Below are 25,878 nucleotides of genomic sequence, written 5' to 3'. Positions count from 1 at the left end.
CCTACCAGACAATCCGCAGGGAAGTCGTGGCTGACCCCTCAACGACTATACGCCGAGCAACCAAAATTCTTAACAGGAACATCAGTTCTGTTTTATAATAATTATATTAGGACAGAAAAGGAGAGGTGTTCCTGTGAAGAAAAAATGTCTTAATTGCGATGAAGAAATTTATGTAAAACCTAGTCACTTTGAAAGAAAAAAATTTTGTTCCCGATCTTGCAAAACAGAGTACCAAAAAAAGAATCCTCCATTATTTTGGAAAAAGATGAGTAAAAAAGTGAGAGTTTTTTGCTCATTTTGTGGAAAGGAAATGTTGCGAAAGCCTTCTATTATTCAAAAAAATAACTTTTGCAACAAACAATGTAGAAGAATGTATCTAATAAAAAATGCCCATCAAATTAATCAGCATTTGAGAAAACGTGTCGAAAAAATTTGTAAAATTTGTGGGAAAACGTTTGATGTCCCAAAAAATCGAGAGTTCAGTGCGAAATATTGTTCGAAGACATGTTTGGGCAAAGCGAACGGGGAAAGAGGAAAAGCTCAATATAAAAAGCGAATTATTGTCACATGTAATAATTGTGGCAAAAAAATCGAGAAAAAACCTTCTGTTGCTAGAAACCTTAATTTCTGTTCTGTGCATTGCATGGGTGATTATTATGAAAGAACTAGGATGTTCTCTGGAGAAAACAATGGTGCTTGGGCAGGAGGAGATATAGAATATTATGGGCCAAACTGGAGAGCTCAGCGCAGGAAGGCTAGGGAACGTGATAATTTTACTTGTCAAGATTGTGGAATAACAGAAGCTGAATATGAACGTGAATTATCAGTTCATCACATTATACCATTTAGGGCTTTCAATGGTGATTGGGAAAAGGCGAATGAATTATCTAATTTAATTACCTTATGTGAGTATCCTTGTCATCGCAAAAGACATTCACAGGAGATTTGGTTGAAGATATAGTCTGACCCATGTGGCGACATATGGAGCAGGTAGCAATATCGTACCTGCCTTCTGTCCAATATGGTATGGATAGAAGTAACATAAGTGAGTACCGGAACCATGATCGGCGTGTCCACAGGACTTGAACCATATTTTTCTTTCTCTTATTATCGAAGCGGCCGTCTCGGCAAGTTTATTGAGGTAAAGGCGGATATCGTCCAAGAATATTTGGACAACCATCCAGAAGCAGATCCGAACAACTTACCGCATTGGTTTGTGACGGCGATGGATTTATCGCCAGAAGCGCATGCCGATGTGCAATGCATCATCCAGCGCTGGGTCGACTCCAGCCTCTCCAAAACGGTGAATGCACCGCGCGGCTATACGGTCGAGCAAGTGCAAAAAGTGTACGAGCGGTTATGGCGCGGCGGCGCAAAAGGGGGCACCGTATACGTCGATGGTAGCCGCGATGCGCAAGTATTGACATTAAAAGCGGAAGAAAATGCAGTCGAAGAGCAGCTTGAATTAATTCCAGAAGAACCGAAAAAACGGGCTGTTGCACTCGTTGAAACGATTCCAGATTTACGCGCAACCGACGTTACGATCGGCTCGGAAGTCGGCAACATTTGTCCAGTATGCCGCGAAGGAACAGTCGAAGAAATCGGCGGCTGCAACACATGCACAAGCTGCGGTGCCCAGTTAAAGTGCGGTCTGTAATGGTGAAAAGGAACGGAAATGCCCCGTTCCTTTTTCTTTTTTACACAATGACAAAAATTGTATTTCATCACCTCATGACAATCAACCATACTAACATTGAGGTGATTGTATGAAGCCATTTATTCCGCAGCTCGTCTATTTTGAGCCCGAGGCGCTGAATTATCCGCTCGGTAAAGAGCTATATGAAAAATTTACGAATATGAATATTGACATTCGTGAAACGACATCGCATAATCAAGTGCGCGGCATCCCAGGCGAAACGGAGTTGCAGCAATACCGAAACGCAAAATCAACGCTCGTTGTTGGCATTAGGCGCACATTAAAGTTTGATACGTCCAAGCCGTCGGCAGAATATGCGATTCCCCTTGCGACAGGGTGTATGGGGCATTGCCATTATTGTTATTTGCAAACGACGCTCGGAAGCAAGCCGTACATTCGCGTCTACGTCAATCTTGACGATATTTTTGCGCAAGCTCAAAAATACATCGACGAACGAGCGCCGGACATTACGCGCTTTGAAGCGGCTTGTACATCCGATATTGTCGGCATTGACCATTTGACCCATTCTTTGAAAAAAGCGATCGAATTTATCGGGGCAACCGAATACGGACGGCTCCGCTTTGTCACAAAGTATGAACACGTCGACCATCTGCTTGATGCGAAACATAACGGGAAAACGCGCTTTCGCTTTAGTGTGAACTCACGTTATGTCATCCAAAATTTCGAACCAGGGACGTCTTCGTTTGATGCCCGGCTAGCGGCAGCGCGAAAAGTAGCGCACGCTGGCTATCCGCTCGGCTTTATCGTCGCACCGATTTACATGCACGACGAATGGGAGGAAGGATATTTGGAGTTATTTGAGCGGTTATGTGAACAGCTTACAGGGGTGAATACGTCTGATTTAACGTTCGAACTCATCCAGCACCGATTCACAAAACCAGCAAAGGCTGTCATTCAAAAACGTTATCCGAAAACAAAGCTCGATTTGGATGAGAGCAAAAGGAAATATAAATGGGGGCGGTACGGAATCGGCAAATATGTGTATCAAGACGAAGAGGCAAAAAAATTAGAGGCGACGATGATCGATTATATTCATCAATTTTTCCCTGAGGCAAAAATACAATATTTTACGTAATCGGCTCTTGTCCTTGTCAATTTACTATCCCATGATATAATAATACTGATTGCTATTTTTGATCAGTATTGGTTTATGGGAGGGGACTGTTATGCCGACACCGAGCATGGAGGACTATATAGAGCAAATATACATTCTTATCGAAGAAAAAGGATATGCCCGCGTATCAGATATTGCCGAGGCATTGTCCGTTCATCCCTCCTCTGTCACAAAAATGGTGCAAAAACTCGACAAAGACGAATATTTAGTATATGAAAAATATCGTGGGCTCGTATTAACCGCAAAAGGAAAAAAAATTGGCAAGCGGCTCGTGTATCGCCATGAGTTGCTAGAGCAGTTTATGCGCATTATCGGTGTTGATGAGGAGAACATTTATCGCGATGTGGAAGGAATTGAACACCATCTAAGTTGGAATGCCATCGACCGCATCGGCGATTTAGTGCAATATTTTCAAGAAGATCCCGAACGAATTCAAACACTTCGCACGATTCAAAAACAAAATGAGCAGACCGTAGAGTAAGGTTTCTTACTCTTTTTTTATTTTCTATACCTAAATCCGCTGTCTTCCTCTTATATATATAGAAAACCGCCAGAAAGGGGAGGACAGCGTGGATATCGACATCGTGTTTTCAGGAGGCGGTGTGAAAGGATTTGCGCTTATCGGGGCATATCAAGCGCTTGAGGAAAAAGGGCTCACGCCAAAACGAATGGCGGGAACGAGCGCTGGTTCATTAGTCGCTGCGCTAATCGCATCGGGGTATACGAGCGAAGAAATGATTGCAATAATCGATGAGCTAGACTTGCAAAAGCTGCTTGATGTGCGAAAACTAGCGGTACCGTTTCCCCTCATGAAATGGGTTTTCTTATATTGGAAAATGGGACTATATAAGGGAAAATTATTAGAAGATTGGCTTACGACTGTATTAGCAGCAAAAGGAGTGCGGACGTTTGCTGATTTGCCAAAAGACCGATTGCATATCGTTGCTTCCGATGTCACCAACGGGCGCATTCTCGTTTTACCGACCGATTTGCCGCAATATGGAATTGACCCAAATACGTTTTCCGTCGCCAAAGCGGTGCGAATGAGCACAAGTATCCCGTATTTTTTTGAGCCTGTGAAAATGGAAACAGCACAAGGCGCCTCCGTTGTTGTCGATGGAGGGGTGTTAAGCAACTTTCCACTTTTTTTATTTGACGATGAAAAGAAAAAGCGCCCTGTCCTCGGTATTAAACTAAGCGCCAAACCGGAAGAACGGCCGAAAAAAGAGATTCGTAACGCTATCGAACTATATGAAGCGCTCTTTAACGCGATGAAAGAAGCGCATGACGCCCGCTACATTTCGCGACGGCATGAAAAAAACATTATTTTTATTCCTGTCCGCCACGTTCTGGCGACGGAATTTGCGATGACAGAAAGCGTTCGCGACGAACTAATCGCCTATGGCAAACAAAAGACCGCACAGTTTTTAAAAACATGGACATATTAAAAAAATCGGGCTAAAACGATGCCCGATTTTTCTTTTTCCCTTTTTTCCCCTCGATGACTGTTAAATGTGTTGTGCTTCGTTTTTTCGGTAAACGGTGGTGCGTTCCTTTTTTCGTATGGGGTGCTTTGGCCGGTGTTTTCCGGTCGCGCTCGATATGCAGTTTTTTCGACTGCTGCACTGCCTTTAAATAAGCGGCTCGCTCTTTATTCATGCGGCGTTGATAAACAAAATGATAAAAGGTATACAGCAAGGCAATCAACAATCCAATAAAAAGGATGCGACGAAAAAGCATCCCCGGCTCCTCAAACAGTGTATATACTATCCCAAACGCTCCGAGAAAAAGGACAATCCCTATTAACGGGTGCATCGTACGACGAAACATTCCGCCCCACCTCCTTCGAAAAATTACCGAATGGCTGTCGTTTCTTGTTCTTCTAACTGAAGCAATTGCTCAAATGAGGCAATCGCTACTTCCACTTGGTCATCGGTCGGCTCTTTTGTCGTCAATAGCTGCAGCCATAACCCTGGATATCCAAGCCAACGCAAGACAGGAACATCTCTTAATTGGTTAGTTAGCTGCAATACTTCAAACGAAATGCCAAGAACGACTGGAATTAATGCAAGCCGATTGACAATTCGCACCCAAAGCGGGTCGACTGGAACGAACATATACACAAACACACTGACGATAACCGTAAATAAAATAAAACTGCTGCCACAGCGATAATGCAACCGTGACTGTCGCTGTACGTTTTCGACGGTCAGCGGCAGTCCATTTTCAAACGCATTAATGACTTTATGTTCTGCCCCGTGATATTGAAACACTCGCTTAACAAGAGGGGTTAATGAAATCGAATAAATATATAGCAACAGCAACAATAGCTTAAATGCACCTTCAACAAAAATTTGTGCCATTTTTGACGGAAAAATAGGTTTCGTAAAATTTGCCAAAAACGCAGGAATCATTGTAAATAAAAATTTGCCAAACAAAAAGGATAAAATACCGACAACGGCAACGCTAACAACGAGCGATAGTTTCGAACTTTCCTTTTTTTCTGCGATTTGCGCTGTTTCCTTCGGGTCTAATTCATAACGGTCGCTTGCAAACTGAAAATGTTTCGCCCCGTTTGCGCTCGCTTCTAAAATTGCAACGATTCCGCGAATAAACGGAATTTTTTTCAGCACTGTCAACGTTGGATGCGCTTTTCGCGGCAGATGAAAATATTCAATTGATTTGTCTTTGCGGCGAATAGCGGTTACCGAATGCTTTCTTCCTGCAAACATCACACCCTCCACAACCGCCTGTCCCCCGTATATCGGTTTCATCGCTTTCTCCATTGTCTACACCAACCTATTTCTTAAAATTTATCGCCTCTGTTATTATTATATTCTACAAGAAACGGTCGGAAACCTCTAGGTTGATGTTAGCAATATCATTGCCAAAAATAAAATTGGTTAGACATGGTACGGATAAATTTATTATGAGTTTTCCTATGAAAGGTCATACTAAAATTGGAGGTGGCAATGATGAAAAACAACGAACCATTAGAACAAAATAAACGCGAACAGCCGATGGCGTTATGGATGAAGGCAGCCATCACTGGATTTGTCGGCGGCGTGTTTTGGAGCTTGTTAGGGTATTTAGCATACTTTTTTCATTTTACTGAACTAAGTCCGAACATGCTTTTGTTGCCATGGAACATCGGGGATTGGAAGTATGGAAAAACGGGTAACTATTTGGCCATTTTCCTTATCGGTGTAATATCCATTGCAGTTGCGCTTCTTTACTATGTACTGCTTCGAAAGCAAAAAAGCATGTGGGTTGGCATTGGATATGGAATAGTACTTTGGGTTGTCGTTTTTTACATTTTCAATCCGATGTTGCCAGGTTTGCGTCCAGTGACACAACTAGAACGAAATACCATCATCACTACTATTTGCCTGTATGTATTGTATGGATTGTTCATCGGTTATTCGATTTCATTTGAATCGCAAGAAAACGAACAGCAAAAACAAGCACCAAACACGGTAAATGAGTAGTGGGAGTAGGAAGTTTATGATAAAATAGGATTGTTTGAACATTCTTTGTAAGGGGCGGTGGCGATGGCGCGTCTTCTTTTGATTAACGGTCCGAACTTAAACCGGCTTGGTAAGCGCGAGCCGCACATTTATGGGAGCGACACGTTAAATGACTTAGAGCAGCAACTCATTGCTTTTGCCGCGGAACGAGGAGCGACGCTTACTTGTTTTCAAAGCAACCACGAAGGAGAGATTATTGACGAAATTCACGCGGCGGAAGGCACATACGATGGCATTATTTTAAATGCAGGGGCGTTCACTCATTATAGCTATGCCATTCGTGACGCAATTGCTAGTGTCGATGTCCCTGTGGTAGAAGTACATATTTCCAACATTCATGCCCGTGACCCATTCCGTCACGTATCTGTCATTGCGCCAGTGACGATTGGGCAAATTGTGGGGCTTGGTTTTGCCGGCTATCGGTTGGCAATTTTGGCACTGTTAGAAAGAAAAGGGGGAGAAGAGCGATGGAAAAAATAGAGAAATTACGGGAACGGTTTGCGGAATACGATATTGACGGCATGCTCATTACAAGTGGGTACAACCGGCGGTACATGACAGGGTTTACTGGGACGGCTGGCGTTGTTGTAATTGGTCAAACCAAAGCGGTATTTATCACCGATTTTCGCTACACCGAGCAAGCATCTCGGCAAGTGGAAGGGTACGAAATTGTTCAACATACAGGACTCATCATTGAAGAAGTGGCAAAACAAGTCGAACGGCTTGGCATTGAAAAGCTCGGATTTGAACAAGACCACCTATCGTACGCAACGTTTCAAGCGTATGCAAAAGAAATGAAAGCTGAACTTGTGCCGGTTTCGGGAATCATTGAAAAGTTGCGCTTGATTAAGTCCGCCGCAGAGATTAAGATATTAAAGGAAGCAGCAGAGATTGCCGATGCAGCGTTTGACCATATCACTCGGTTTATTCGTCCTGGCGTGACCGAAAGAGAAGTGGCGAACGAACTAGAGTTTTTTATGCGCAAACAAGGCGCTGTTTCTTCTTCCTTTGATATTATCGTTGCATCTGGCTATCGTTCGGCGTTACCGCATGGAGTGGCAAGCGACAAAGTAATCGAAAAAGGGGAGTTAGTAACCCTTGATTTCGGCGCTTATTACAAAAGCTATTGCTCCGACATTACGCGAACCGTTGCCGTTGGCGATATTAGCGACGAATTAAAACAAATTTACGACGTCGTCTTGCAAGCGCAATTGCGCGGCATGGAAGGCATTAAGCCAGGGATGACTGGTCGTGAAGCAGATGCGCTCACTCGTGACTATATCACAGAAAAAGGATATGGGGAATATTTTGGTCATTCGACGGGACATGGCATCGGATTGGAAGTGCACGAAGGACCAGCATTATCCGCTCGTTCGGAAACGGTGTTAGAACCGGGAATGGTGGTCACGGTAGAGCCAGGCATTTACATAGCGGGGCTAGGCGGTGTGCGCATTGAAGACGACACGGTTGTCACTGCGGACGGTAACGAATCGCTGACTCGCTCACCAAAAGAGCTTATTATTTTATAATATTTGGAAGTAGGAGGATATTGGTCGATGATTTCAGTAAACGATTTTCGCACAGGACTAACGATTGAAGTAGATGGCGAGATTTGGCGCGTCATCGAGTTCCAACACGTAAAACCAGGAAAAGGGGCAGCATTCGTTCGTTCGAAGCTCCGTAACCTTCGCACAGGATCGATTCAAGAAAGAACGTTCCGTGCCGGTGAAAAAGTGAACCGTGCTCAGATTGACAACCGAAAAATGCAATATTTATATGCGAACGGCGACCAGCACGTCTTTATGGACACAGAAACGTACGAGCAAATTGAACTTTCTTCGCAACAAATCGAGCATGAATTAAAATTTTTAAAAGAAAATATGGAAGTATTCATTATGATGTACCAAGGCGAAACAATCGGGATAGAACTTCCAAACACAGTAGAACTTAAAGTCGTGGAAACAGAGCCAGGCATTAAAGGCGACACTGCTTCTGGCGGATCGAAACCAGCAACGTTAGAAACAGGCCTTGTCGTACAAGTGCCGTTCTTCGTCAACGAAGGCGATGTTCTCATTATTAATACAACAGACGGAACATACGTCTCCCGCGCGTAACAAAAAACCCCTTGCTATTTTAGCAAGGGGTTTTTTTCTTTTCTCTACTTCTGAAATGGGCGAGTGCTGCATAGGTTGTACTAATCATATTTTTTAGGGGGATTCGATGAAACGGTGGCTCGCGCTATTCGATGCAACAGTTCTTTCGATGGCAGGGTTGCGGGTATTATCTGCGGCTATTGAATTGACAGCAGCAATAGCAATGCTCATGTTAAACGATGTAAAAAAAGCGGTAGCCGTCAACGCGCTGCTTGCGGTCGTCGGCCCGATTATTTTTATTGCGACGATGACCATTGGTCTGCTTTCGCTCACGGACGAGCTTTCTTTTGCCAAATTATTTTGGATCGGGATCGGTGTCGCGTTCATTCTCTTTGGAATCTATAAATAGGAGGCAGGGCGTATGCAGCCAATTATAGACGTGTTGCCAAAAACAATTGCAGACGTACTAGAAAAATGGTCATTTCCTTGGAAAAACGAAATCGAGGAAATCCGCCTTCGCGTACAGCGTCCGTTAGAGGTGATCGCGAAAGGAACTCCATACTTTCTTCCGTACGAAGTTACCGCCGAAGACGGTGTCCAGCTTTTAAACAAGCTTAGCCACTATTCGATATATGCAATGGAAGAAGAATTAAAGCGCGGATTTATTACCATTCAAGGTGGACACCGTGTTGGGTTGGCAGGAAAAGTGATTACCGATGGGGGAAGCGTGAAAGCGATTCGCTACGTGACCTCTTTTAATATACGCGTGGCCAAACAAAAAATAGGCATCGCCCAACCGTTAATTCCATATGTGTACAACGGGCGCTGGCGTCATACGATGATTATCGGCTCTCCACAAACAGGAAAAACAACGCTTCTTCGCGACATTGCGCGCACGATTAGCAGCGGTGTCCCCGCGAAAAACATCCCGGCGCAAAAAGTCAGCATTATCGATGAACGTTCGGAAATTGCAGGATGTGTGAAAGGCATCCCCCAGTTTGAATTAGGGAGCCGGGTCGATGTGTTGGATGCTTGTCCGAAGGCAGAAGGAATGATGATGATGATTCGTTCAATGAGTCCGGACGTACTCGTTGTCGATGAAATCGGCCGCTTAGAAGATAGCGAAGCCATATTAGAAGCGGTCCGTGCTGGTGTATGTGTATGGACGACTGTTCACGGAAAAGATTGGGACGATGTTATCAACCGTCCGACGCTGCGCGCGCTTATCGAACAACGCGTATTTGAACGGTTTATTGAACTGACGAATGAGCGCGGTCCAGGGACTGTCAGCCGCGTGCTCGACCGGTCAGGAACAGTGCTATTCGCGGGGGTGGGAAGATGAAATGGTTTGGCGCGCTGCTTATTTTGCTTGCGACGACATGGAGTGGATTTGAAGTAGCCCGTCAGCTGAGTGAACGCCCTCGCCAGTTACGGCAATTAAAAGTAGCGTTGCAAGCGCTTGAAGCAGAAATTATGTATGGTCACACCCCGCTCACAGAAGCGTCGCTACATTTAGCAAGACAACTTGCTTTCCCATTTTCCCACTTGTTTGAACGATTTGCCGAAAAACTAAATATAGGGGAAACGAATGTTTGTGAAGCATGGGAAGAGAGCTTACGCGCGATTTGGCGGACGACTGCTTTAAAACAAGCAGAATTTGAAGTGATGAAGCAATTTGGTGAAACGCTAGGTCAATACGATCGAATTGCTCAACAAAAGCAAATTGCTTTGGCGCTTATTCATCTTGACCGTGAAGAGCAAGATGCACTTGACAAAAAAATGCGCTATGAAAAGATGGCAAAAAGTTTAGGATTCCTTGTGGGCTTGCTTCTTATTATTTTATTGATTTAACGCTAGGAGGAAAACGATGATGGGAATCGATGTCGATGTCATTTTTAAAATTGCTGGGGTGGGGATGGCAATTGCTTTGCTACATACCGTACTAGAGCAAATGGGAAAAAAAGAATTTGCCCAATGGATTACGCTTATCGGCTTTATTTACATTTTATTTATGGTCGCCTCTGTTATTAGTAGCTTATTTCAAAAGATTAAAGACGTATTTTTGTTCCAAAGTTAGGGGGAGATGGCGATTGAAATATTGCAAATTGTCGGCATAGGATTAATCGCCACGTTTTTAGTTGTGTTGCTAAAAGAGCATAAATCGAGCGTGGCGTTTTTATTAACCGTATTCGTTGGGTGTACCATTTTTCTTTTTTTAATTGACCAGATTAGCGCAATTTTACACATGTTGCAAAAAATTGCATCCGACACAAACGTCAACATGGTGTATTTTGAAACGATTTTAAAGATTATCGGTATTTCCTATATTGCAGAATTTGCGTCGCAAATCTCGAAAGATGCTGGACAAGGTGCCATCGCTTCGAAAATTGAACTAGGCGGCAAAATTTTAATTTTAGCGATGGCTATCCCTATTTTAACCGCCATTATTGAAACGGTAATTGGGTTGATTCCTTCCTCAAGGGGGTGATGGATTGAAAAAAGCGATAATCTCGTGGTTATTTGCCGCTTCCTTTTTTTTATCGCCTGTAGTACAAGCTGCCCCTAACGAACAGCAGATGGCGGAAAAACAGCTAGAGACAGTCGATATAGGAGATATCCAAAAGTATTGGAATGACATTATTGTCAAATATGGTGGGTTTTTGCCGGAAAGTCAGAAAGGATCGTTAATGGAGTTTTTGCAAGGGGAGAAAGAATGGTCGTTCAAAGCGTGGCTGACAGCATTGGTAAAGTTCCTTGTCTACGAATTGCAAGCAAACGGAAAACTGCTTGGCATGCTTATATTATTAACCGTCTTTAGCATGTTTTTGCAGTCGCTGCAAAATGCGTTTGAACAGCAAGCGGTTAGCAAAGTCGCCTATGCTGTCGTCTATATGGTGCTAATGATTCTTGCGCTAAATAGCTTTCGTTTGGCAATGGAATACGCCCAAGAGGCTATCCAAACGATGACCCATTTTATGATTGCCCTCATTCCGCTCTTGTTGGCATTGTTAGCTTCTTCTGGTGGGCTTGTTTCAGCAGCGTTTTTTCACCCGATGGTTCTTTTCCTCATGAATGTAACTGGGGCAATCGTCGAATACATCGCCTTGCCGCTTTTGTTTTTAGCAGCGCTATTAAATATCGTCAGCACGATGTCTGAGCATTATAAAGTAACGCAATTGGCGGATTTATTTACGAAAGTAGCGATGGGGGCGCTTGGGGCGATTTTAACAATTTTTCTCGGCGTAATGTCAGTGAAAGGGGCGACGGCAGCAATCGCGGACGGGGTTGCATTACGAACGGCTAAATTTGTTGCGGGGAATTTTATTCCTGTAATTGGAAAAATGTTTACCGATGCCACCGATACGGTTGTTACTGCTTCCATGCTATTAAAAAATGCGGTTGGGGTTGCTGGTGTCGCCTTAGTGCTCCTCATTGCTGTTTTTCCAGCCTTAAAAATTTTTATTATCTCCTTTGTATACAAATTATCGGCAGCTGTGTTGCAACCGCTTGGGGGTGGCCCTGTTATTGCTTGCTTAAACATTATTAGCAAAAGCGTTCTTTATATTTTAGCAGCGTTAGCGATTGTTTCGCTCATGTTTTTTCTTAGTTTAACGGTCATCATTACCGCTGGAAATATTACGATGATGGTTCGTTAAGGAGGAGAAGCGATGCACGTTATCATTTCATGGGTCACGACCATTATTGTGTTTCTTTTGTTTACGATTGTCATTGATTTATTGCTACCATCTTCAAGTTTTCAAAAATATGTGAAAATGGTTATCGGGCTTATTCTCCTTCTTATCATGCTATCGCCACTACTAAGCATTTTTTCACTGGATGTTGACCGCCTTTTAACAACAGTGAGCGCAGGAGAAAGTGATCAACAAGAAACGATGAAAAATGAGCTAGAACAAAAGAAAAAAGAAATACAAGCCTCACAACGTGCATATATTTTAGAACAAATGGCTGTCCAGATGAAAAAACAAGTGGCTGGGGAGTTGATGAAACAATATGGGTTGACGGTGCAACATATCACTTTGCAAACAAATGAACGTTCTTCGCTGCCAACTTTTGACGATATTCAAACAATTGAAGTAGTGGTCAGCCAGCAGCACACACCAACACAACAGACAATCCAGCCAGTGATAATCGATGTGTCAAAACCTATTTCCAACGATGGAGAAAACGAAGCATTACGAAAAAAGCTCGCATCATTTTTCGCTACGAAATGGGGGGTACACGAAGAAAAAATCATTGTCCAAATGGAAGGGAGGGACTGGGGGGATGCTTCCGTACATTAAGCGATGGCTTGGACTATCGGAAAATGAAACAAAAGAAAAGAAGCCTGTCTCTGCGATTTACGTATTGCTTCTACTCTTTGTGGGAGTAATGGTCATGCTTATGAGCCATACATGGAAAGACCAATCATCAACAAACGTTGTCACAGTCTCAGGAAAAGCGGACAACAAAGCGGTAGAGACGTTCGGAAAAACGTCGGATACGAAAGCAAAAGTCATTGCCGAGTACGAACAGCAATACGAAGAGCAGCTAAAAGCAGCGCTAGAATCGATCGAAGGAGTACAAGATGTTACAGTTGTTGTCAACGTTGATGCCACCGAAGTAAAAGTATTAGAAAAAAACCGTGTCACTCAGCAGCAAACGACGGATGAAACCGACCGCGAAGGTGGCAAGCGGAAAATCGAAAACCATTCGTTTAACGAACAAGTTGTGATGACCCGTGATGGAGAAGGAGAACAGCCAATTATTGTCACAACGAAAAAACCAGATATTCGTGGGGTGCTTGTCGTTGCGAAGGGGGCGGATAATTTACAAATTAAACAATGGATTGTCGAAGCGGTAACACGCGTCCTCAATGTCCCGAGTTATCGTGTCGCTGTATTGCCAAAAAAATAAGGGAGGTTGACTTATATGCTAAAAAAACAAACGGTTTGGTTATTGACAATGTTAAGCCTAGTAGTTGTATTGTCTGTCTATTATGTGACGGCTCCAAAAAACATGAATGATAGTGTCGCGTTTATGAATGATCAAACGAAGACAAACAGTGGAAAAGATAAAGCAAAAGGAACAGATGTAGCCGTACAAGAAACGGAAGCGAAAGATGAAAAAGTCACATCAAGTATTGCTAGCGATGATGTCTTTACAGCTTTACGTCTGCAAATTGAGGATCAACGTAGCCGTTTACGTGACCAACTAAATGCGGTCGTTGCCTCGACAAGTGCGACGGCAGAGCAAAAAAGTGAAGCGATGGATAAAATTCAGCAGCTCGAGGCACTCGCCGAGAAAGAAGCGACGCTAGAAACGCTCATCAAATCAAAAGGCGGATATGAAGACGTCCTCGTTCGCGCGGACGGTGATACAGTAAGGGTAACCGTTAAAGCAAAAAAAAGCTCTAAGCAAGCAGCAAATGAAATTATTCAGCTTGTAAAAAGCGAATTAAACGATATGCAAGATATCGCGGTCGAATTCCAACCGACAAAATAAGAAAAAGCTGGCTTCTGTAATAGAGGCCAGCTTTTTTTAAGATGGCGCTTATTTTATTTTTCATAGTGGAAAAATGATTTTAATGCTATATAATAATAATTGTTTGTATGACTAGGTAGTAAATCTACCGAAAAGTCTTATTCTATTGTTGAATATGAGGGAAGGTCTGTCGTATGATGGTAGTATATGACACAATTTTGGGGCGAGAGGTGTGAATGATGTTGAAAATCCAAGAAATTCGTGAATTGATTCGATTAATTGACCAAGCAAACATTGAAGAGTTTTTATATGAACATGAGGGTACGAAAGTACATATGAAAAAACCAAACGGCAACGTGCCAGCTGGAGCGGTTGTCCAAACGGTCGTAGAAGCACCAAAAGCGGTTGTGAAAGAAGTGGCAGCACCTGTCCAAGAAGCGATGCAAACGTCAGCAGCACCTGTGCAAGAAGTGAAGCAGGCGGAGCCGCCAAAGCAAGAAGTGAACGCTGACAACTTGCATAAAATCACATCGCCAATGGTCGGAACGTTTTACGCTGCGCCATCTCCAGATGCAGCACCGTATGTCAAAGTAGGCGATAAAGTGAAAACCGATACGATTGTTTGCATTATTGAAGCGATGAAGCTCTTTAACGAAATTGAAGCAGAAGTGAACGGCGAAATCGTCGAAATTCTTGTCCAAAATGGCCAGCTCGTCGAATACGGACAACCTTTATTCCTTGTGAAGCCAGAATAATAAGGGGGACGAGCCATGATTAAAAAATTACTAGTAGCCAATCGGGGGGAAATCGCCGTTCGCGTCATTCGGGCGTGCAAAGAGCTAGGCATTGAAACGGTGGCGGTGTTTTCGGAAGCCGACCGGGAAGCGCTACACGTTCAATTAGCCGATGAAGCGTATTGTATTGGACCGACTGCTTCAAAAGATAGCTATTTAAACTTCACGAACATTATGAGTGTCGCGACATTAACGGGCTGTGATGCCATTCACCCAGGATACGGCTTTTTAGCGGAAAACGCTGCCTTTGCTGAACTTTGCCGAGAATGCAACATTACATTTGTTGGCCCAAGCCCGGAAGCGATTACAAAAATGGGCATTAAAGATATTGCCCGCGAAACGATGCGCGAAGCTGGCGTTCCCATTGTTCCAGGATCCAAAGGAATCATCGGCACAATCGATGAGGCGCTTGCGCTAGCCAATGAAATCGGCTATCCTGTCATTATTAAAGCGACAGCAGGCGGCGGCGGCAAAGGAATTCGCGTCGCTAGAAACGAGCAAGAGCTAGTTAAAGGCATTAACATTACCCAACAAGAAGCAGCGACAGCGTTTGGCAATCCAGGGGTGTATATCGAGAAATACATCGAAGATTTCCGGCATGTGGAAATTCAAGTGCTCGCGGACTCTTACGGAAATGTCATTCATTTAGGAGAGCGGGATTGCTCGATTCAGCGTCGCTTGCAAAAGCTTGTCGAAGAAGCTCCTTCACCAGCGTTAGATGAGGAAATGCGCAAGCAGATGGGAGAAGCGGCTGTAAAAGCAGCGAAAGCCGTGAATTACACAGGCGCTGGAACGGTCGAGTTCATTTTTGACCATCACGCGAAAAAGTTTTATTTTATGGAAATGAATACGCGTATCCAAGTCGAGCATCCAGTTACCGAATTAATTACAGGCGTGGACTTAATTAAAGAGCAAATTCGCGTCGCTTCTGGTGAAACGCTGTCGTTGACGCAAGACGAAGTGACATTTAACGGCTGGGCAATTGAATGCCGAATTAATGCGGAAAACCCGGAGAAAAACTTTATGCCATCGCCGGGGCGCATTCAAATGTACCTTCCGCCAGGAGGATTAGGGGTGCGCGTCGATTCGGCCGCCTACCCTGGTTATATGATTCCCCCGTATTATGATTCGATGATTGCGAAGCTCATCGTCCATGCACCGACGCGTGAAGAAGCCATTGCGCGAATGAAACGAGCGCTTAGCGAATTTATTATTGAAGGGATTCATACAACGATTCCTTTTCACTTAAAATTATTAGAGCACGAGAAATTTGTGCAAGGAGACTTCAACACGAAGTTTCTTGAGTTGTATGATGTGATGAAATCATAGGAGGTGCTGTCGAATGTCTGAGCAAGTATTTGAAATGGGGCAAGAATTGACGTTAGGAAAAGTAGAAATTGCTCCAGAAGTTATTGAAGTAATTGCTGGCATTGCCGCAAGCGAAGTGGAAGGCGTCGCCCAAATGCGTGGAAAATTTGCAGCAGGGGTTGTGGAACGGTTAGGAAAGAAAAACCACGGAAAAGGCGTGAAAGTCGATATCCGTGAAGATGGGGTCGCCATTGACATTTATTGCCTCATTCAATTCGGTGTTTCTATTCCAAGCGTGGCGAAAAAAGTACAAGAGAACGTTCGCCAAGCGCTATTTAACATGACAGGATTAGAAACAAGTGAAATTAATGTACATGTCGTCGGCGTTCAATTTGATGCGGGGAAACAAGAAGAAGTAGAATAAGCTAACGGGGGGCAGAAAATTGCCCCCTTTGTCTTTTGTCGAAAATTTGTTATCTTAAAGAGCGGAGGAAACTGGTCGATTCTCGAAGCGAAGGACGGTTCGAATTTGCGTAAGAAACGCTCCTATTGGTAAAAGACGATAATTTTACCTATCTCCTTAATGATTTGTACGGATTATAGTGTCATTTATCGCGGAAATATGGTATCATCATCATAAACGTTCGTTTATAAGGAAAGAGGAGGCAAGCGCTTAGCGCTGAAGGGAAAATGTTCTTCCGACGAAAAGTGCTTGCACTTCGACGGAGGAAGGTTATTTTCTGCCAAGCGCTGTGAGCCGCAGCTAGACAATCAAGAAAAGCGGAGAACGGTCCTTGGCGAAGCCAAGGAAACGTCAAAATATAAAAGCGACTTTTTTGTCGCTAATGGAACAAGGAGGGAAATGATGAAACGACATACAGCAAGAGAAAAAGCACTTCAAGCGCTTTTTCAAATTGATGTTGGGCGGATTGAGCCGGAAGAAGCGATGCAAAACATCGTTGCTGGAGAGGAAAACGATCCTTTTTTCCGCCAGCTCGTACTCGGAGTGGTCGAACATCAAGAAGAAATCGATGAGCTATTGCGCAACAACTTAGAAAAATGGACGTTAGAGCGAGTGGCAAACGTCGATCGCTCCATTTTGCGCATGGCAACGTACGAAATGAAATATCTAGACGATGTTCCGGTGAATGTAAGCTTTGACGAAGCGATTGAATTAGCAAAAAAATTTAGCGATGATAAATCAAGCAAATTTATTAACGCAGTACTATCGAAAGTAAAAGACACATTAAATATTTCTCAGTGATAGATGGTACAAGAGAGGGGAGTAGGAAAAATGGCAGCACAAATCATTAATGGAGTAGAATTAGCAAGTGCAAAGCGCGCGCAACTAGCGAAAGAAGTAGAGGAATTAAAAAACTTAGGAATCGAGCCAGGACTTACCGTCATTCTTGTTGGAGATGACCCAGCGTCCCATTCGTATGTCAAAGGAAAACAAAAAGCGTGTGCCGAAGTCGGCATTCGTTCGACGCTTTTGACGTTTCCAGCAACAATTACCGAATCGATGCTGTTAGAACAAATTGATCAACTAAACCGCGACGAAACAGTGCACGGCATTTTAGTCCAACTGCCGCTACCAAACCATATTGACGAATTAAAAGTAATCGAGGCGATTGCTCCAGAAAAAGATGTCGATGGCTTTCATCCGATTAACGTCGGGCGCATGATGGTCGGGCAAAAAGCGTTTCTTCCATGCACGCCGTACGGGATTTTATTTATGGTGCAATCGCTCGGCATAGACATTGCCGGAAAACATGTCGTTGTCGTCGGGAGAAGCAACATTGTCGGCAAACCAGTCGGACAGCTCTTTTTACGCGAGCATGCGACAGTGACGTATTGCCATTCGAAAACGAAAGATTTAGCAGCGATTACTCACCAAGCCGACATTTTAATTGTTGCCGTCGGAAAAGCGAACCTTATCGGGGCAGAACATGTAAAAGAAGGCGCAATTGTCATTGACGTCGGGGTCAATCGGTTAGAAAATGGAAAACTTTGCGGAGACGTCCGCTTTGATGAAGTAAAAGAAGTGGCAAGTTATTTAACTCCTGTACCAAAAGGGGTTGGCCCGATGACGATTACGATGCTTCTTCATAATACGGTCGAAGCAGCGCGCAATGCGCATCACATCAATAAGCGAGGAGAACGTAGTGGCAGATATTAAATATGTAACAGTAACCGCGCTCACGAAATATATTAAACGCAAATTTGAAGTTGACCCACATCTACAAGATTTATGGATAAAGGGGGAAATTTCTAATTTTACGTACCATTCGCGCGGCCATATGTATTTTACGCTTAAAGACGAAAATGCTCGCATTCAAGCGGTGATGTTTGCTAGTTATAATCGTTACTTAGCCTTTCGGCCGGAAAACGGCATGAAAGTGCTTGTGCGCGGGGAAGTTTCTGTGTACGAACCGAGTGGTAATTACCAAATATATGTAAAAGAGATGCAGCCGGAAGGCATCGGGAATTTATATTTAGCGTATGAGCAACTAAAGCAGCGACTAGAAGCAGAAGGGCTGTTCGCTAAAGAACATAAGCAGCCGTTGCCGGCGTTTCCGCACTATATTGGGGTCGTCACTTCGCCGACTGGCGCAGCGATTCGTGATATCGTGACAACCATTCGTCGCCGCTACCCGCTCGGAACGATCATTTTGTTTCCAGCGCTCGTCCAAGGAGAACAGGCAGCCGACTCCATCGTTCGTTCGATCGAGAAAGCAAACGAACTCGGCTATATTGATGTATTAATCGTCGGCCGCGGTGGTGGCTCTATCGAAGAATTGTGGGCGTTTAACGAAGAAAAAGTCGCGCGAGCGATTTTTGCGTCGCGCGTGCCCATTATTTCTGCGGTTGGGCATGAAACCGACTTTACGATTGCTGATTTTGTTGCTGATTTGCGTGCGCCAACGCCAACCGGTGCCGCAGAACTGGCGGTGCCTCATGTCGCCGAACTTGCCGAGCGCCTCGCGCAGCGAAACGTTCGCTTAATTCGCGCGATGAAAGAAAAAATGGCGACCGAATCCGAGCGGTTGCGCCGCTTGCAAACATCGTATGCGTTCCGCTATCCGCAAAAGCTATATGAACAAAAAGAACAGCAGCTCGACATGTTGCTTGAACGGTTAAAGCGGAGCGCGGAGCGGGGGATGGAGCGAAAAAAGGAGCGGTTTGACCATCTGTATCTAAAATTAACCGCACATCACCCAAAGGAAAAGGTGGCGCAACTATTCGAAAAACAACAAACGCTTACGAAATCGCTAGAAAAGGGAGGAAAAGCCCTATTGCAGCAAAAACAATGGCAGTTCACGTCGCTTCTATCACAGCTTCATGCCCTAAGCCCGCTAAAAATTATGGAGCGCGGCTATAGCTTAGTTTATAATGAAAAAGAAGAGTTAATTAAAAGCGTGCGGCAAGTGCAGCCAGGCGACGCAATTCAAGTGCGCCTGCAAGACGGGCACCTGGACTGCCATGTCTTTGGAATGGAGGAAGTAGTGGATGAGTGAAGAAAAAGAATTAACGTTTGAAGAAGCGATGAAGCAGCTCGAAGAAATCGTTGGGAAGTTGGAAGCCGGCAACGTTCCGTTGGAACAGGCGATTGCGTTTTTCCAAGAAGGAATGCGGCTATCGAAGTGGTGCCACGATAAATTGCAACATGCGGAAAAACAAATGGAGTATATTTTGCGCGAAGACGGACAACTAGCGCCTTTCTCCATCGAGGAGGAATAACGTGTTAGTCGAGCAATTTTTACGGGAACAAAAACAGCTCGTCGAGAAAGAATTGTCACGCTATATCAAGATGCTACATGCGCCGGATACGTTAAAACGAGCGATGCTTTATTCGCTCGAAGCTGGGGGAAAGCGCATCCGTCCGCTCCTTTTATTAGCGACATTGCATGCGTTTCAAAAAGAGTTAGCGCTCGGCTTGCCAGTTGCTTGCGCGATTGAAATGATTCATACATATTCGTTAATCCACGATGATTTGCCGAGCATGGATAACGACGATTTGCGGCGCGGAAAACCGACAAATCATAAAGTGTTTGGCGAAGCAATGGCGATTTTAGCGGGAGACGGACTGTTGACGCATGCGTTCCAAGTCATTGCTGATGCGCCAAACATTGTCCCCACGACGAAAATCGCTTTAATTGCTGAGCTTGCCAAAGCGGCAGGACCAGAAGGAATGGTTGCTGGACAAGTAGCGGACATGGAAGGGGAAGGAAAGCAGCTTTCGTTAACGGCACTAGAATACATTCACCGCCATAAAACGGGGAAAATGCTTCAATATAGTGTATTAGCTGGGGGGCTATTAGCTGGGGCGGCTGATGCACAACTTTCCCATTTGGATGCGTTTGCGTCTCATTTAGGGCTTGCGTTTCAAATTCGCGACGATATTCTTGACATTGAAGGGTCGGAAGAGAAAATTGGCAAAAACATCGGCAGCGACGTTGCCAACGCCAAAGTGACATATCCATCGCTTTTAACGATGGCAGGGGCAAAAGACAAATTGCGTTTTCACATCCATGAAGCAAAACGTTACTTGCAAGCTGCCAATGTGCAGGACGACGTATTACGCTACATTTGCGATTTAGTCGCTACGCGCGACCATTAGGTGAAAGAACGTTGCCGCTTATCAAGGAGTATGTTATAGTGAAAAAATGGAGGGATGCCGTTATCACATATGTGTTAGCGGCTCTTTTTTCGCTTCTATTCGGAAAATCGCGCAGGAACATTTTTCTTTATTCAGTTATCATGTATAATAATTAATATCTGTATTATATCAGGGACAGAGAACAAATGAAAGCGAGTGATCTCGTTTGGACGTCACAGAAATTAAAGATCCGCGCTTTTTAAAATCGCTATCGAAAGAACAACTTGTTCAGCTTAGCGCGGACATTCGTCAATTTTTAATTGAAAAGCTATCGAGGACAGGTGGACATATCGGACCAAACCTTGGCGTCGTCGAATTGACGATAGCACTTCATAAAGTGTTTGACAGCCCAAAAGATAAATTGTTATGGGATGTCGGTCATCAGTCGTATGTCCATAAAATTTTAACTGGACGTGCTCAAGCATTTGATACCTTAAGACAATATAAAGGGCTTTGCGGCTTTCCAAAACGAAGCGAAAGCGAGCATGACGTATGGGAAACGGGGCATAGCTCCACATCATTATCGGCAGCGATGGGAATGGCGATTGCCCGAGATTTAAAAGGGACAAATGAATACATCGTCCCGATTATCGGCGATGGGGCGCTGACAGGTGGGATGGCGCTTGAAGCGCTAAACCATATCGGTCATGAAAAGAAAGATATTATCGTTGTGTTAAACGACAACGAAATGTCAATTGCGCCAAACGTCGGTGCGCTTCATAACGTGCTCGGTCGTTTGCGCACCGCTGGAAAATATCAATGGGTAAAAGACGAATTGGAAATGTTGCTGAAAAAAATACCGGCGGTTGGTGGAAAATTAGCAGCAACCGCTGAACGAGTGAAAGATAGCTTAAAATACTTGCTCGTATCGGGTGTCTTTTTTGAAGAACTTGGCTTTACGTATCTTGGACCGGTCAACGGGCACGATTTCGATGATTTGTTCGAGAATTTGCATTATGCAAAAAAAATTAAAGGTCCAGTGCTTTTACATGTTATCACGAAAAAAGGAAAAGGATACCATCCGGCGGAAAACGATAAAATTGGAACATGGCATGGCACAGGTCCGTATAAAATCGAAACAGGAGACTTTTTAAAACCGGTTGACAGCGCCCCTTCTTGGAGTGAGCTTATTAGTGAAACGGTAAGAAAATTGGCGCGCACTGACTCGCGCATTGTGGCGATTACGCCAGCGATGCCGGTCGGCTCTAAACTAGAAGGGTTTGCGAGCGAATTTCCTGATCGGATGTACGATGTCGGAATTGCTGAACAACATGCGACGACGCTTGCAGCAGGGCTTGCTACCCAAGGGATGAAGCCGTTTTTAGCCATCTACTCCACATTTTTGCAGCGGGCGTACGACCAAGTGGTGCACGATGTTTGCCGGCAAAATTTAAACGTCTTTTTTGCTATTGACCGAGCGGGGCTCGTAGGGGCGGACGGCGAAACGCACCAAGGGGTATTTGATATTGCATTTTTAAGGCATGTGCCGAACCTTGTACTCATGATGCCGAAAGATGAAAACGAAGGGCAGCATATGGTATATACGGCCATTCAATACGACGACGGACCGATTGCACTTCGTTTTCCGCGTGGCAACGGCCTTGGCGTCAAAATGGATGAAGAGCTTCGTGCGATTCCAATCGGCACATGGGAAGTATTGCGGGACGGACGTGACTTGGCAATTTTAACGTTTGGCACGACGATTCCGATGGCGTTAGAGGCAGCAGAAAAATTAGCGAAAGAAAACGTGTCGGTCAAAGTCGTGAACGCCCGTTTCCTTAAGCCAATGGATGAAGCGATGCTCCATGAATTGTTAGAAAGTAGCATGCCGCTACTAACGATTGAAGAAGCAGCGCTGCAAGGGGGATTCGGCAGTGCGGTGCTTGAGTTTGCCCATGACCATGGCTACCATCAATCGGTTATTCAGCGCATGGGCATTCCAGACCGCTTTATTGAACATGGAAGTGTCAAAGAACTGTTGCAAGAAATCGGCTTAACGACGGCACATGTCGTCGATCGTGTGAAAACAATGATACCAAAAAAACAAAAAAGGGCATGAACGATGAAGAAAGAACGGCTGGATGTACTACTAGTAGAACGAGGGTTAGCAGAAACGCGGGAAAAAGCGAAACGGACGATTATGGCAGGGCTTGTTTATTCAAATGAAATGCGATTAGACAAGCCTGGAGAGAAAGTGTCGGTCGATATTCCGCTAACGGTGAAAGGAAACGCCATTCCTTATGTCAGCCGTGGCGGATTGAAACTAGAAAAAGCGTTGCGGACGTTTGATGTAACGGTGCAAGATAAAATTTTATTAGACATCGGTGCTTCGACTGGGGGGTTTACCGATTGTGCGTTGCAGCATGGGGCGAAATTGTCGTATGCGCTCGATGTCGGATACAACCAATTGGCATGGAAATTGCGCCAAGATGAGCGGGTAGTCGTGATGGAGCGGACGAATTTCCGCTATGTCACGCCTGCTCACTTTACAAAAGGGCTTCCAGAACTAGCAACGATTGATGTATCGTTTATTTCACTAAAATTAATTTTGCCTGTGTTAAAAACGGTTCTCGTTTCAGGAAGCGATGTTATTGCGTTAGTGAAGCCGCAGTTCGAAGCAGGAAGAGAACATGTCGGCAAAAAAGGGATCGTGCGCGACGCGACGATTCATGAAGCGGTTCTCGTTTCGATGATCGAATTTGCGCTTTGCCAAGGATATGATGTGCTTGACGTAACACATTCGCCGATTACTGGTGGCGATGGGAATATTGAATTTTTACTCCATCTTCGCTGGGAAGGGGAAAGGGAAAAAGGCAGCAACAAACTAGCAAAGCAGCCGAGCGACATCGTCAAACAAGCACACGAAACATTAGCGAACAGAGAGCCAAAGGAATAACAAATGTTATTCCTGTTTTTTTGAAAAAAATGAGCGAGGTGTTCATGTTGAATAAAGGGCAACGCCATATTAAAATTCGGGAAATTATTACAAACCATGAAATTGAAACGCAAGATGAACTTGTCGATATGCTAAAGCAGGCGGGATTTAACGTGACGCAAGCAACAGTATCACGTGATATTAAAGAATTGCAATTAGTAAAAGTTCCGATGATGAACGGGCGCTATAAATATAGCCTCCCAGCCGACCAACGGTTTAATCCGCTGCAAAAACTAAAGCGGGCGTTAATGGATGCGTTTGTCAAAATTGACGGTGCTGGACATTTGCTTGTCATGAAAACATTGCCTGGTAATGCCCACGCGATTGGTGCGCTTTTAGACAATTTAGATTGGCATGAAATCGTTGGTACAATTTGTGGTGACGATACGTGTCTCATCATTTGCCGGACGCCCGATGATACCGAAGTCATTTCGCAGCGGCTGTTAGATATGCTGTAGGGGTGATTTCACGATGCTTGCGGAATTGTCCATTAAAAATTTTGCGATTATTGAGTCGTTATCGATTTCGTTTGAAAAAGGACTCACCGTGTTAACGGGGGAAACAGGTGCGGGAAAATCGATTATTATTGACGCGATTCATTTATTGATTGGTGGACGAGGTTCGGCCGAGTTTGTCCGTTATGGCGAAGAGCGGGCAGAAATTGAAGGGCTATTTTTATTAAGCGACGACACGCACCCGTGCTACGAAAAATGCGCGGAGGTAGGGATTGATATTAGCGAAGGGATGGTCGTATTGCGCCGGGAGATTTCGACGAGCGGAAAAAGCGTTTGCCGAGTAAATGGAAAACTCGTGACGATGGCTGTCTTACGCGACATCGGCTCAACACTTGTCGATATTCACGGACAGCATGAACACCAAGAACTGATGGATCCGAATAAACATTTGCCCCTACTAGACGAATACGGCGGAAAAGAAATTAGCGCCGCTTTAGAAGAATATCGCGCTGTCTACGAAAAATATGAACAGCTGAAAAAACAGCTGCACAAACTAAGCGAAAATGAACAACAAATTGCTCATCGGCTCGACTTATTAACGTTCCAGCTCGACGAAATTCAAAAAGCAAATTTGCAGCTGAACGAAGACGAACAACTGATGGAAGAGAAAGTAAAAATTGTGAACTTTCAAAAAATTTACGATGCACTAAAAAACGGATACGATGCATTGTACGGCGAACAGCGCGCGCTCGATTGGGTTGGACTAGCGATGAGTCACTTAGACGATGTTGCCCATATTGATCCAGTGTTAAAAGAAGCGTATGAAACGATTGCTAATAGCTATTATTTGCTAGAGGAGACGGCATATAAGCTGCGTGACGAGCTAGAACAGCTAGAATACGACCCGAGCCGACTGGATGTAATCGAAGGAAGATTGAACGAAATTAGCCACTTAAAGCGAAAATACGGACAGACAGTTGCTGAAATTTTACAATATGCCGAAAAAATTACCGAAGAAATCGATTCGATTCAAAACCGCGACACCCGAATTCATCAGCTACAAAAAGAGCTGCAATCGGTGACAGAAGATTTAGTCGTCGAAGCGAAAAACGTCACAAACGTGCGCATGAAGCATGCGAAAACGCTCATTCAGCATATTCACCAAGAACTAAAAGATTTATACATGGAAAAAACGACGTTTGATATGGTATTTACGAAGCGCGAAGGAACGCTGGATGCGCCAATTATTGACGGAGTGCCAGTAAAATTTCAAGCGGATGGCGTCGATGTCGCGGAATTTTACATTTCAACAAACGTCGGTGAACCGCTAAAACCGCTCGCGAAAATTGCTTCTGGCGGAGAATTGTCGCGCATTATGCTCGCATTAAAAAGCATTTTTTCTAAGCACCAAGGCGTGACGTCGATTATTTTCGATGAAGTCGATACCGGTGTAAGTGGTCGTGTGGCCCAAGCCATTGCCGAAAAAATTTACCGCGTTTCTGTCGGTTCGCAAGTGTTGTGCATTTCCCATTTGCCGCAAGTAGCAGCGATGGCAGATACACACTTATTCATCGCGAAAGAAACGGACGGAACCCGGACGAAAACGTCGGTAAAAGTGTTGACAAAAGAAGAAAAAATTAAAGAAATTGGCCGGATGATTTCCGGTGTCGAAATTACGGAGTTAACGAAAGAGCATGCAAAAGAGCTGTTGGAATTAGCAGCCAAAATAAAAGGATGAAAAGCTATCCATTGTGGGTAGCTTTTTTTATGCCCGAGGCGATTATATTTATGGCG

At 44.3% G+C, this 25,878-nt stretch carries 31 protein-coding genes and 1 pseudogene; 30 read left to right on the top strand and 2 right to left on the bottom strand.

Going from position 1 to position 25,878, the window contains the following annotated elements:
- Nucleotides 1-133: 133 nt before the first annotated feature.
- From GFC30_RS17520 to GFC30_RS12755, 5 genes and pseudogenes are all read left to right on the top strand, one after another.
- On the top strand, nucleotides 134-961 hold the full coding sequence (locus GFC30_RS17520) for an HNH endonuclease (protein ID WP_066326175.1): 828 nt from the start codon (nucleotides 134-136) through the stop codon (nucleotides 959-961).
- An 87-nt stretch (nucleotides 962-1,048) separates the two neighbouring features.
- A pseudogene (locus GFC30_RS12770) lies at nucleotides 1,049-1,657 on the top strand (vitamin B12-dependent ribonucleotide reductase); the annotation flags it as partial.
- A gap of 109 nt (nucleotides 1,658-1,766) precedes the next feature.
- Nucleotides 1,767-2,792 (top strand): spore photoproduct lyase, encoded by a 1,026-nt coding sequence (splB, locus tag GFC30_RS12765; RefSeq protein ID WP_066326173.1) that lies wholly within the window; start codon nucleotides 1,767-1,769, stop codon nucleotides 2,790-2,792.
- Between the two features lie 91 nt (nucleotides 2,793-2,883).
- Nucleotides 2,884-3,312 (top strand): transcriptional regulator MntR, encoded by a 429-nt coding sequence (mntR, locus tag GFC30_RS12760; RefSeq protein ID WP_066326172.1) that lies wholly within the window; start codon nucleotides 2,884-2,886, stop codon nucleotides 3,310-3,312.
- 88 nt (nucleotides 3,313-3,400) lie between these two features.
- Nucleotides 3,401-4,279, top strand: coding sequence for a patatin-like phospholipase family protein (locus tag GFC30_RS12755; protein ID WP_066326171.1), 879 nt, complete (start codon nucleotides 3,401-3,403; stop codon nucleotides 4,277-4,279).
- A gap of 10 nt (nucleotides 4,280-4,289) precedes the next feature.
- On the opposite strand, the gene GFC30_RS12750 is transcribed toward GFC30_RS12755, so the two are convergent.
- Complete coding sequence (locus GFC30_RS12750) at nucleotides 4,290-4,661, bottom strand: SA1362 family protein (RefSeq protein ID WP_066326170.1); 372 nt, start codon at nucleotides 4,659-4,661, stop codon at nucleotides 4,290-4,292.
- A 23-nt stretch (nucleotides 4,662-4,684) separates the two neighbouring features.
- Nucleotides 4,685-5,617 carry a DUF1385 domain-containing protein gene (locus GFC30_RS12745; protein WP_066326169.1) on the bottom strand — a complete coding sequence of 311 codons (933 nt, stop codon included), beginning with the start codon at nucleotides 5,615-5,617 and terminating at the stop codon, nucleotides 4,685-4,687.
- A gap of 186 nt (nucleotides 5,618-5,803) precedes the next feature.
- Between GFC30_RS12745 and GFC30_RS12740 the strand changes: the two genes are divergently transcribed.
- The 25 genes from GFC30_RS12740 to recN all read left to right on the top strand — a co-directional run bounded on the left by GFC30_RS12740 (nucleotide 5,804) and on the right by recN (nucleotide 25,822).
- Nucleotides 5,804-6,319, top strand: coding sequence for a YqhR family membrane protein (locus GFC30_RS12740; RefSeq protein WP_066326168.1), 516 nt, complete (start codon nucleotides 5,804-5,806; stop codon nucleotides 6,317-6,319).
- A gap of 63 nt (nucleotides 6,320-6,382) precedes the next feature.
- Entirely contained in the window at nucleotides 6,383-6,838 is a 456-nt protein-coding gene (gene aroQ / locus GFC30_RS12735) for a type II 3-dehydroquinate dehydratase (RefSeq protein WP_066326167.1), read from the top strand.
- Nucleotides 6,826-7,887: a M24 family metallopeptidase gene (locus tag GFC30_RS12730; protein WP_066326166.1), complete on the top strand. Its 1,062-nt coding sequence runs from the start codon at nucleotides 6,826-6,828 to the stop codon at nucleotides 7,885-7,887. The genes aroQ and GFC30_RS12730 overlap by 13 nt, the downstream gene beginning before the upstream one ends.
- 27 nt (nucleotides 7,888-7,914) lie before the next feature.
- A complete protein-coding gene (efp, locus tag GFC30_RS12725; RefSeq protein ID WP_066326165.1) occupies nucleotides 7,915-8,472 on the top strand; it encodes an elongation factor P in 558 nt (185 codons plus the stop codon).
- Nucleotides 8,473-8,578: 106 nt separating this feature from the next.
- Nucleotides 8,579-8,860 (top strand): YqhV family protein, encoded by a 282-nt coding sequence (locus GFC30_RS12720; protein ID WP_066326164.1) that lies wholly within the window; start codon nucleotides 8,579-8,581, stop codon nucleotides 8,858-8,860.
- A gap of 12 nt (nucleotides 8,861-8,872) precedes the next feature.
- On the top strand, nucleotides 8,873-9,793 hold the full coding sequence (gene spoIIIAA / locus GFC30_RS12715) for a stage III sporulation protein AA (protein WP_066326163.1): 921 nt from the start codon (nucleotides 8,873-8,875) through the stop codon (nucleotides 9,791-9,793).
- A complete protein-coding gene (gene spoIIIAB / locus GFC30_RS12710) occupies nucleotides 9,790-10,302 on the top strand; it encodes a stage III sporulation protein SpoIIIAB (protein ID WP_066326162.1) in 513 nt (170 codons plus the stop codon). The genes spoIIIAA and spoIIIAB overlap by 4 nt, the downstream gene beginning before the upstream one ends.
- Nucleotides 10,303-10,321: 19 nt before the next feature.
- The gene (gene spoIIIAC / locus GFC30_RS12705) at nucleotides 10,322-10,528 is read left to right on the top strand and encodes a stage III sporulation protein AC (protein ID WP_066326161.1); all 207 of its coding nucleotides are present in this window, start codon (nucleotides 10,322-10,324) and stop codon (nucleotides 10,526-10,528) included.
- A 6-nt stretch (nucleotides 10,529-10,534) separates the two neighbouring features.
- Entirely contained in the window at nucleotides 10,535-10,939 is a 405-nt protein-coding gene (spoIIIAD, locus tag GFC30_RS12700; RefSeq protein WP_066326160.1) for a stage III sporulation protein AD, read from the top strand.
- Between the two features lie 4 nt (nucleotides 10,940-10,943).
- Nucleotides 10,944-12,107 (top strand): stage III sporulation protein AE, encoded by a 1,164-nt coding sequence (spoIIIAE, locus tag GFC30_RS12695; RefSeq protein WP_066326158.1) that lies wholly within the window; start codon nucleotides 10,944-10,946, stop codon nucleotides 12,105-12,107.
- 12 nt (nucleotides 12,108-12,119) lie between these two features.
- Nucleotides 12,120-12,752, top strand: coding sequence for a stage III sporulation protein AF (spoIIIAF, locus tag GFC30_RS12690; RefSeq protein WP_066326156.1), 633 nt, complete (start codon nucleotides 12,120-12,122; stop codon nucleotides 12,750-12,752).
- Complete coding sequence (gene spoIIIAG / locus GFC30_RS12685) at nucleotides 12,736-13,365, top strand: stage III sporulation protein AG (protein ID WP_066326154.1); 630 nt, start codon at nucleotides 12,736-12,738, stop codon at nucleotides 13,363-13,365. Before spoIIIAF ends, spoIIIAG begins: the two co-directional genes overlap by 17 nt.
- A gap of 15 nt (nucleotides 13,366-13,380) precedes the next feature.
- Entirely contained in the window at nucleotides 13,381-13,953 is a 573-nt protein-coding gene (locus tag GFC30_RS12680) for a SpoIIIAH-like family protein (protein WP_066326152.1), read from the top strand.
- A gap of 218 nt (nucleotides 13,954-14,171) precedes the next feature.
- On the top strand, nucleotides 14,172-14,687 hold the full coding sequence (gene accB, locus GFC30_RS12675; RefSeq protein WP_066326150.1) for an acetyl-CoA carboxylase biotin carboxyl carrier protein: 516 nt from the start codon (nucleotides 14,172-14,174) through the stop codon (nucleotides 14,685-14,687).
- Between the two features lie 15 nt (nucleotides 14,688-14,702).
- Nucleotides 14,703-16,055, top strand: a complete 1,353-nt coding sequence (accC, locus tag GFC30_RS12670; RefSeq protein ID WP_066326148.1) for an acetyl-CoA carboxylase biotin carboxylase subunit — start codon at nucleotides 14,703-14,705, stop codon at nucleotides 16,053-16,055.
- A gap of 13 nt (nucleotides 16,056-16,068) precedes the next feature.
- Nucleotides 16,069-16,458, top strand: a complete 390-nt coding sequence (locus GFC30_RS12665; protein ID WP_066326146.1) for an Asp23/Gls24 family envelope stress response protein — start codon at nucleotides 16,069-16,071, stop codon at nucleotides 16,456-16,458.
- A 441-nt stretch (nucleotides 16,459-16,899) separates the two neighbouring features.
- Complete coding sequence (gene nusB / locus GFC30_RS12660) at nucleotides 16,900-17,298, top strand: transcription antitermination factor NusB (protein WP_066326144.1); 399 nt, start codon at nucleotides 16,900-16,902, stop codon at nucleotides 17,296-17,298.
- Nucleotides 17,299-17,328: 30 nt separating this feature from the next.
- Nucleotides 17,329-18,213, top strand: a complete 885-nt coding sequence (gene folD, locus GFC30_RS12655) for a bifunctional methylenetetrahydrofolate dehydrogenase/methenyltetrahydrofolate cyclohydrolase FolD (RefSeq protein ID WP_066326142.1) — start codon at nucleotides 17,329-17,331, stop codon at nucleotides 18,211-18,213.
- A complete protein-coding gene (xseA, locus tag GFC30_RS12650; protein ID WP_179946274.1) occupies nucleotides 18,167-19,552 on the top strand; it encodes an exodeoxyribonuclease VII large subunit in 1,386 nt (461 codons plus the stop codon). Before folD ends, xseA begins: the two co-directional genes overlap by 47 nt.
- Nucleotides 19,545-19,775, top strand: a complete 231-nt coding sequence (locus GFC30_RS12645) for an exodeoxyribonuclease VII small subunit (protein WP_066326138.1) — start codon at nucleotides 19,545-19,547, stop codon at nucleotides 19,773-19,775. Before xseA ends, GFC30_RS12645 begins: the two co-directional genes overlap by 8 nt.
- Nucleotide 19,776: 1 nt before the next feature.
- Nucleotides 19,777-20,655, top strand: coding sequence for a polyprenyl synthetase family protein (locus GFC30_RS12640; RefSeq protein WP_066326137.1), 879 nt, complete (start codon nucleotides 19,777-19,779; stop codon nucleotides 20,653-20,655).
- A 205-nt stretch (nucleotides 20,656-20,860) separates the two neighbouring features.
- Nucleotides 20,861-22,753, top strand: a complete 1,893-nt coding sequence (gene dxs, locus GFC30_RS12635) for a 1-deoxy-D-xylulose-5-phosphate synthase (RefSeq protein WP_066326132.1) — start codon at nucleotides 20,861-20,863, stop codon at nucleotides 22,751-22,753.
- A gap of 3 nt (nucleotides 22,754-22,756) precedes the next feature.
- Nucleotides 22,757-23,590, top strand: coding sequence for a TlyA family RNA methyltransferase (locus tag GFC30_RS12630; protein WP_066326130.1), 834 nt, complete (start codon nucleotides 22,757-22,759; stop codon nucleotides 23,588-23,590).
- Nucleotides 23,591-23,637: 47 nt separating this feature from the next.
- Nucleotides 23,638-24,087 (top strand): transcriptional regulator AhrC/ArgR, encoded by a 450-nt coding sequence (gene ahrC, locus GFC30_RS12625; protein WP_066327392.1) that lies wholly within the window; start codon nucleotides 23,638-23,640, stop codon nucleotides 24,085-24,087.
- Between the two features lie 13 nt (nucleotides 24,088-24,100).
- The gene (gene recN, locus GFC30_RS12620) at nucleotides 24,101-25,822 is read left to right on the top strand and encodes a DNA repair protein RecN (RefSeq protein ID WP_066326129.1); all 1,722 of its coding nucleotides are present in this window, start codon (nucleotides 24,101-24,103) and stop codon (nucleotides 25,820-25,822) included.
- Nucleotides 25,823-25,878 lie beyond the last annotated feature (56 nt).

Origin of the sequence: Anoxybacillus amylolyticus, assembly GCF_001634285.1 — a bacterium.
In the GTDB taxonomy this organism is placed as follows: Bacteria; Bacillota; Bacilli; order Bacillales; family Anoxybacillaceae; genus Anoxybacteroides; species Anoxybacteroides amylolyticum.
This window is presented reverse-complemented; position numbering and strand designations above follow the sequence as displayed.

What these genes read in the sequence shown, in the direction of transcription:
- splB (WP_066326173.1), top strand. Translation starts at nt 1,767, where the DNA reads ATGAAGCCATTTATTCCGCAGCTCGTCTATTTTGAGCCCGAGGCGCTG.
- mntR (WP_066326172.1), top strand. Translation starts at nt 2,884, where the DNA reads ATGCCGACACCGAGCATGGAGGACTATATAGAGCAAATATACATTCTT.
- GFC30_RS12750 (WP_066326170.1), bottom strand. Translation starts at nt 4,661, where the DNA reads ATGTTTCGTCGTACGATGCACCCGTTAATAGGGATTGTCCTTTTTCTC.
- GFC30_RS12745 (WP_066326169.1), bottom strand. Translation starts at nt 5,617, where the DNA reads ATGGAGAAAGCGATGAAACCGATATACGGGGGACAGGCGGTTGTGGAG.
- GFC30_RS12740 (WP_066326168.1), top strand. Translation starts at nt 5,804, where the DNA reads ATGATGAAAAACAACGAACCATTAGAACAAAATAAACGCGAACAGCCG.
- aroQ (WP_066326167.1), top strand. Translation starts at nt 6,383, where the DNA reads ATGGCGCGTCTTCTTTTGATTAACGGTCCGAACTTAAACCGGCTTGGT.
- GFC30_RS12730 (WP_066326166.1), top strand. Translation starts at nt 6,826, where the DNA reads ATGGAAAAAATAGAGAAATTACGGGAACGGTTTGCGGAATACGATATT.
- efp (WP_066326165.1), top strand. Translation starts at nt 7,915, where the DNA reads ATGATTTCAGTAAACGATTTTCGCACAGGACTAACGATTGAAGTAGAT.
- GFC30_RS12720 (WP_066326164.1), top strand. Translation starts at nt 8,579, where the DNA reads ATGAAACGGTGGCTCGCGCTATTCGATGCAACAGTTCTTTCGATGGCA.
- spoIIIAA (WP_066326163.1), top strand. Translation starts at nt 8,873, where the DNA reads ATGCAGCCAATTATAGACGTGTTGCCAAAAACAATTGCAGACGTACTA.
- spoIIIAB (WP_066326162.1), top strand. Translation starts at nt 9,790, where the DNA reads ATGAAATGGTTTGGCGCGCTGCTTATTTTGCTTGCGACGACATGGAGT.
- spoIIIAC (WP_066326161.1), top strand. Translation starts at nt 10,322, where the DNA reads ATGGGAATCGATGTCGATGTCATTTTTAAAATTGCTGGGGTGGGGATG.
- spoIIIAD (WP_066326160.1), top strand. Translation starts at nt 10,535, where the DNA reads ATGGCGATTGAAATATTGCAAATTGTCGGCATAGGATTAATCGCCACG.
- spoIIIAF (WP_066326156.1), top strand. Translation starts at nt 12,120, where the DNA reads ATGCACGTTATCATTTCATGGGTCACGACCATTATTGTGTTTCTTTTG.
- spoIIIAG (WP_066326154.1), top strand. Translation starts at nt 12,736, where the DNA reads ATGCTTCCGTACATTAAGCGATGGCTTGGACTATCGGAAAATGAAACA.
- GFC30_RS12680 (WP_066326152.1), top strand. Translation starts at nt 13,381, where the DNA reads ATGCTAAAAAAACAAACGGTTTGGTTATTGACAATGTTAAGCCTAGTA.
- accB (WP_066326150.1), top strand. Translation starts at nt 14,172, where the DNA reads ATGTTGAAAATCCAAGAAATTCGTGAATTGATTCGATTAATTGACCAA.
- accC (WP_066326148.1), top strand. Translation starts at nt 14,703, where the DNA reads ATGATTAAAAAATTACTAGTAGCCAATCGGGGGGAAATCGCCGTTCGC.
- GFC30_RS12665 (WP_066326146.1), top strand. Translation starts at nt 16,069, where the DNA reads ATGTCTGAGCAAGTATTTGAAATGGGGCAAGAATTGACGTTAGGAAAA.
- nusB (WP_066326144.1), top strand. Translation starts at nt 16,900, where the DNA reads ATGAAACGACATACAGCAAGAGAAAAAGCACTTCAAGCGCTTTTTCAA.
- folD (WP_066326142.1), top strand. Translation starts at nt 17,329, where the DNA reads ATGGCAGCACAAATCATTAATGGAGTAGAATTAGCAAGTGCAAAGCGC.
- xseA (WP_179946274.1), top strand. Translation starts at nt 18,167, where the DNA reads ATGCGCATCACATCAATAAGCGAGGAGAACGTAGTGGCAGATATTAAA.
- GFC30_RS12645 (WP_066326138.1), top strand. Translation starts at nt 19,545, where the DNA reads ATGAGTGAAGAAAAAGAATTAACGTTTGAAGAAGCGATGAAGCAGCTC.
- GFC30_RS12630 (WP_066326130.1), top strand. Translation starts at nt 22,757, where the DNA reads ATGAAGAAAGAACGGCTGGATGTACTACTAGTAGAACGAGGGTTAGCA.
- recN (WP_066326129.1), top strand. Translation starts at nt 24,101, where the DNA reads ATGCTTGCGGAATTGTCCATTAAAAATTTTGCGATTATTGAGTCGTTA.